This window comes from Collinsella aerofaciens (genome assembly GCF_032584215.1).
In the GTDB taxonomy this organism is placed as follows: Bacteria; Actinomycetota; Coriobacteriia; order Coriobacteriales; family Coriobacteriaceae; genus Collinsella.
In genome coordinates, this window is sequence record NZ_JAWHPN010000005.1 from 99,898 (window position 1) to 106,249 (window position 6,352).

The following is a 6,352-nucleotide window of genomic DNA, read 5'->3' on the forward strand; positions in this document are numbered from 1 at the left end:
CGAGGCTTTTCCGCAGCAAAAAAGCCGTCTCCCGAACAGTTGGGAGACGGCTGTCATAGGAAAAATCAATTACAGATGAACATCGGGATCGAGCATTTGAGCGCTCACGCGCATGGATGACGCCAGGTTTTGGAACGTTTCCAGACGCAGGCTGTCGATCTGCCCGGCGTCCTCGGCCTCGCGAACGGCGCAGCCCGGCTCATGGGTATGCGTGCAATCGCCAAACCGGCACGCGTGCGATGCCTCGACAATCTCGGGGAAGGCGCACGCCAGACCCCGCTCGTGACCCACGAGCGGTAGGCTGCGCAGGCCCGGGGCATCGGCGATCACGCCGGCGTCGCCCGGCAGCGCCACCATCACGCGCGCGACGGTAGTGTGACGGCCCTGGTCGTCGCGTTCGCGCACACCGCCGGTCGCCAACGTATCGTGGCCCAGCAGTGCATTGAGCAGCGTCGACTTGCCGGCACCCGACTCGCCCAGAATCATGGCGCAGCTCCCGGCAGGCACGCAGGCACGGACCTCGTCCAGGCCGCGGCCCTCGGCAGAAGACGTCACGATCACGCGCACGTCCGGGCCCACTAGGCGGCGCACGCGGTCCAGATCGCGCTCGAGCTCCTCGGCATCGCAGCGGTCAGCTTTGGTGAGCACCACCACCGGCTCGGCATCGCAGTCGAGCGCCAACACCAGCGAGCGCGCCACGCGGTCGAGCAGCACCTCACCGGCACCGAGCGCCTGCACGATTAGCACGCTATCCACGTTGGAGCAGAGCACCTGGCGCTCTCCACGGGCACGGCCGCGCCAACGCTCAAAGCTCGTACGGCGCGGCAGAACGCACTCAATCACGCCCATATCGTGCCCGGGAGCGCGGCGCACCGCCACACGGTCGCCCACGGCAGGCAGCAGGACCTCGTCCTCGCCGCGCGACTTGGCAAACCCCACGGCATGCTCGGCGCGGAAGGCATCATCGGCAGTCGCCACCAGCGGAAACCCGCGATCCAAGCGCACCACGGCGCCAAGCTGCATCTGCTCGGGCTCCTCGGCATGTGCGCAAAAGTCGTCAAATGCCGCCTGCTGAGCTTCATCGACCGGCAGGTCATCGAACGCCGGAACATCCTGCAGCGCGTCGAGTCCCGGCACGTTTGCCAGCAGCTCCTCGGCTGATGCGGGGGCCTCGGTCGCAAGCTTCCGACGACGATCGCGCTTAGCCCGCGCCCCCGTCGTCTTTTTCTTCGCCTTAGCCTTAGCCTTGCCCACAGATGCCTCCCAGCACAAAACCACACAACTGAGCAGGTATTTTACCCACAAAAAAGAGTCGGTCGAGCAATTGCTCGACCGACTCACACACTTTCCCTCAGCTTATGGTCCCGAGAGGTTATCCGAAGGCCCGACCGCCGGGAGGGATTTCTTCTGAGCGATCCCGCAGCGCGAAGCGCGAGGACCAGCGAAGAAGAAACCCCGCAGGCGGTCGGGCCGGTGGGAAGGATGGCCTTTCGACCTACTCCTTCTCGACCGCGCGCATGATCGCCTTGTAGATCTCCATCAGCGGGATGATCAGGAAGGCCAGACCCAGCGCGGCAAGAACGCCCTTGAGCTCAAGCGTCACAGGGCCAAAGAACATCTCGGCAAGCGTCGGCTGCACGGTCACGATCACCGTCAGCACCAGTGCCAGCGCGGCGGAAGCCCACAGCCACTTGTTCTGCTTCTTCATGGTGAACAGCGACGCACGACGGCTGCGCATATTGAAGCAGTGGAAAATCTCGACCATGTTGAGCGTGATGAACGCCATCATCACGCCTTCCTCGTCGGCATTGCCGGCGATCATATCGGCGATGTGGATGTAGCCCATGTCAAAGTACACGCCCACAAAGAAGCTCGCCAGCACCAGCACGGTGATGATTAGGCCCTGGACCACGCAGTCCAGACCCATATGTCCGGCAAAGACGCCGTCCTTGGCGTTGCGCGGCTTGCGCTTCATGATGTCGCCCTCGGCGTCCTCCATGCCCAGCGCGAGCGCGGGGAAACAGTCGGTGACCAGGTTCACCCACAGCAGCTGCACCGGCTGGAAGATGGTAAAGCCGATGAGCGTGGCGATGAACACCGAGAAGACCTCGGCAAGGTTAGCCGAAAGCAGGAACTGGATGACCTTGCGGATGTTGTCGTAGATGCGACGGCCCTCTTCGCAGGCACCGATGATGGTAGCGAAATTGTCGTCGGCGAGCACCATGTCGGCGACGTTCTTGGTGACGTCGGTACCAGTAATGCCCATGCCCACGCCGATGTCGGCGCGCTTGATGGACGGGGCGTCGTTGACGCCGTCGCCCGTCATGGCCACGATCTGGTCGCGCGACTTCCAAGCCTCGACGATGCGTGTCTTGTGCTCGGGTTGGACGCGGGCGTACACGCCGTAGTCCTCGATGTGCGCGTCGAGTTCCTCGTCGCTCATGCGATCGAGGTCGGCACCGGTGATGGCATGGTTGCGATCGGTGACGATGCCCAGCTGCTTGGCGATGGCCACGGCGGTGTCGATGTGGTCGCCCGTGATCATGACGGTGCGAATACCGGCATCGTGGGCCTCGCGGATGGCGTCGGCGACCTCGGGGCGGACAGGGTCAATCATGCCGGACAGGCCGCAGAAGACCAGGTCGTGCTCGAGCGCAGCGGGGCTGCAGTCGCTCGGGACCTCGGTGTAGGTGCGGCTTGCCAGCGCCAGCACGCGCAGGGCCTCGTCGGCCATGGCCTTGTTGGCGGCCACGAGCTCGGCACGACGCTCCTCGGTCAGCGGAACGACCTTATCGCCCTCGTAGATGTGGGTGCACAGGCCAATCACCACGTCGGGCGCGCCCTTGGTGTACTGCTCGTACTCGCCGTCCAGGGTCTCGACGACCACGGACATCATCTTGCGACCCGAGTCAAACGGGGCCTCGCCCACGCGCGGGTGCTCGGCAGTCAGGCCAGTGAGGCCCGCCTTGCCGGCGTCGTTGACGAGCGCGCACTCAGTCGGCTCGCCCACGGCCTCGCCCAGCTCCTCGTCCCACTGGGCATCGGAGCACAGAGCCATGCCGGCCAGGAACTTCTCCTTAGGTGCGGCGAGCTCGTGCTTGACGACGGTCATCTTGTTCTGGGTGAGGGTACCGGTCTTGTCGGAGCAGATGGTCTGCGTGCAGCCAAGGGTCTCGACGGCAGAGAGCTTGCGGATGATTGCCTGACGCTTGGCCATCTTGGTCACGCCAAGCGACAGCACGATGGTCACGACGGCAACCAGGCCCTCGGGGATGGCGGCGACGGCAAGCGAGACAGCGACCATAAAGGTGTCGAGCAGGGCGGTCGGGTCGGTAAGAACGTTGCCCACGCCGTGGCGGATGATGTCGACACCAAAGATAACGACGCAGATGACGATAACCATAATGGTAAGGATGCGGCTGAGCTCGGCAAGCTTCACCTGCAGCGGCGTGAGCTCTTCCTTGGCCTCGGCCAGAGCGCCGGCGATCTTGCCCATCTCGGTGTTCATGCCGGTGCCGACCACGACGGCGCGACCGCGACCGTACACCACGGTAGAGCCCATGTAGCACATGTTCTTGCGGTCGCCGAGCGGCACGTCGTCAGTGCCCGCGGCAAGCTCAATCACGTTGGTGTGCTTCTCGACCGGCACGGACTCGCCGGTCAGTGCGGCCTCTTCGATCTTCATCGTGGCGCTCTCGAGCACGCGGCAGTCGGCCGGGACGGAGTCGCCCGCCTCGAGCATGATCACGTCGCCGGGCACGAGCTCGGCGCTCGGCAGGTGCACGAGCTTGCCGTCGCGCAGCACCTTGGACTGCGCCGCGCTCATTTCCTGCAGGGCCTCGAGGGCCTCCTCGCTCTTGGCTTCCTGGACCACGCCCAGCACCGAGTTGACGATAACGACGAACATGATGATGGCGACGTCGGCAAAATCGGGCTCGCCCTTGACCATGCCCGTAAGTGCGCTGATAACGGCGGCAACAATCAGCATGATGACCATGGGGTCTGCCATCTGCTCAAAGAAGCGCTTCCACAGCGGAGTCTTCTCGGCTTCCTCAAGCTTGTTAGGGCCTGTCTTGGCGAGGCGCGACGACGCCTCGTCGTTGCTCAGGCCAAGGTTCTCATCGACACCCTGGTCGCTGAGCACCTCCGCCGCGGCGGACAGGTATTCCTTTTGCATATAGAGTCCCCTCCTGGGATTCGGGCCACTCAGCAGATTGATGCCCGATCATAATTCCCAGGAGAAGGGCAAGGGCTCATCAAGGCTGCCGTGCTGAGCGGCAGTTGATAGTGGAGCTATGGTACCCCAAAGCAACGCGTCTAGCCAAAACAATCCATTTGGAAATATGGTCCATAAGCAACGGTGCAGACCGTGTGATGCTCAATACTGATAAAACGTTTTTTCTTCGGCGCATCATCAAATTGAAATATCACCCAGATAGCAGCGGTTAGAACGGTTGGTAAAGTTTTTGCATATACCGTTTTTCCGCAAAAAATGAACTTCTAATTCGGCATACGGTCGATTTTTTGGGGTATTCGGACGCCATTTCGTTATAATCAACTCGGTTTTATTTCTTATGGTTTATCTATCAGCGCAAGACGATGTCAGATGGAGGTCTGAATGTACAAGCGCACCAAGATTGTATGCACCATGGGTCCCGCCTGCGATAGCGACGAGACCATCCGCGAGATGATCAAGGCGGGCATGAACGTCGCCCGTTTTAACTTCTCGCACGGCTCCTACGACGAGCACCACGGTCGCATCGAGCGCGTCCGTCGTATTTCCAAGGAGCTCGGTATGCCCGTCGGCATCCTGCTCGACACCAAGGGCCCCGAGGTCCGCACCGGCCTTCTGGTCGACGGCAAGAAGGTTGCCGTCAAGACCGGCGACAAGATCGTCGTCACCGCTCAGCCCACGACCGAGGATTTCCACGGCACCTCTGAGCACATCTCCCTCGACTACCTGGCTCTGCCCTCCGAGGTCGAGAAGGGCTCCCTCATCCTGATCGATGACGGCCTGGTTGCCCTCGAGGTCGAGTCCGTCGACGGCCAGGACATGACCTGCGTCGTTAAGAACGACGGCCTGATCGGCGAGCGCAAGGGCGTCAACATGCCCAACGTCAACATCTCGCTGCCCGCCATCACCGAGCGCGATCGTCAGGACATCCTCTTTGGCCTGACCGAGAACATCGACTACATCGCCGCTTCCTTCATCCGCGACGGCGAGTCCGTCCGCGGCATCCGCGAGCTTTGCCGCGAGAACGGCGGCGAGCACGTGACGATCTTCCCGAAGATCGAGTGCGCCCTGGGCGTCGAGAACTTCGACGAGATCCTCGAGGCTTCCGACGGCATCATGGTCGCCCGTGGCGACCTGGGCATCGAGATCAAGCCCGAGCTCGTTCCGCACATCCAGAAGGAGATCATCGCCAAGTGCAACGCGGCCTACAAGCCCGTTATCACCGCTACGCAGATGCTCGACTCCATGCAGCAGAACCCGCGCCCGACGCGCGCCGAGGTTGCCGACGTTGCTAACGCCATTTACGACGGCACCGACGCCGTTATGCTGTCCGGCGAGTCCGCTGCCGGTAAGTACCCGGTCGAGGCCGTCAAGATGCAGGCCAGCATTGCTCTCGAGACCGAGAAGTACCTCCCGGCTCACGCTCCGCTCGAGGTTCCGGCTGACGCTCACGGCACCCGCGTTGTCAACAACGTTGTGGGTATGTCCGCTGTGAACATGGCCACCACCGTTGGCGCCAAGTGCATCACCGTGCCGACGACCACCGGCCGTACTGCTCGCCTGATCTCGCACTTCCGTCCCAACATGCCGATCTGCGCGTTCTCCCGCCACGAGTGGGCCGTCCAGCAGATGATCATGTACTGGGGCGTTATCCCGCACCAGGCCGAGATTACCCAGGGCACCGTCAACGGCACGATCGTCAAGGCGATCGAGACCGCTAAGGAGCTCGGCTACGTCGAGGCCGGCGACCTGACCGTCGCCACCGCTGGCGATCCCCGCATGAGCGTCCAGCTCGAGGACAAGGTCTCCTCGACCAACGTCGCTTACGTCGCTCAGGTGCGCTAAGTCGTACTTGCAAGCACACTTGCATCGCAAAGGGCCCGGAAGGCGAAGCCTTCCGGGCCCTTTTTCTGTGCCAATGCCGGCGCACGGCAAAACACACACTCATTTCTTTACCAAAAGCGCGAAATCCACCCTTCGAGGCCCAAAAAATAAGGCTCTGTTAGACCAGGATTGACATACATGTGTCCCCACGGTGCCATATCGTTGACCCCATAGACCGCGATGATGGGGGCAGCATGAACGCCGAAGACCTGGTCCTCAACTTCAAGAAGGGCA

The 6,352-nt window shown here is 62.3% G+C and carries 3 protein-coding genes; 1 reads left to right on the forward strand and 2 read right to left on the reverse strand.

Annotated features, from left to right (window positions below; translation table 11 throughout):
* Positions 1 to 69 precede the first annotated feature (69 nt).
* Both rsgA and RX395_RS02615 read right to left on the reverse strand, forming a co-directional pair.
* On the reverse strand, positions 70 to 1,023 hold the full coding sequence (gene rsgA, locus RX395_RS02610) for a ribosome small subunit-dependent GTPase A (RefSeq protein ID WP_175406139.1): 954 nt from the start codon (positions 1,021 to 1,023) through the stop codon (positions 70 to 72).
* A 472-nt stretch (positions 1,024 to 1,495) separates the two neighbouring features.
* Positions 1,496 to 4,177: a cation-translocating P-type ATPase gene (locus RX395_RS02615; protein ID WP_316365232.1), complete on the reverse strand. Its 2,682-nt coding sequence runs from the start codon at positions 4,175 to 4,177 to the stop codon at positions 1,496 to 1,498.
* A gap of 441 nt (positions 4,178 to 4,618) precedes the next feature.
* On the opposite strand from RX395_RS02615, the gene pyk reads away from it, so the two are divergent.
* Complete coding sequence (gene pyk / locus RX395_RS02620) at positions 4,619 to 6,079, forward strand: pyruvate kinase (protein WP_138374409.1); 1,461 nt, start codon at positions 4,619 to 4,621, stop codon at positions 6,077 to 6,079.
* Positions 6,080 to 6,352: the final 273 nt, after the last annotated feature.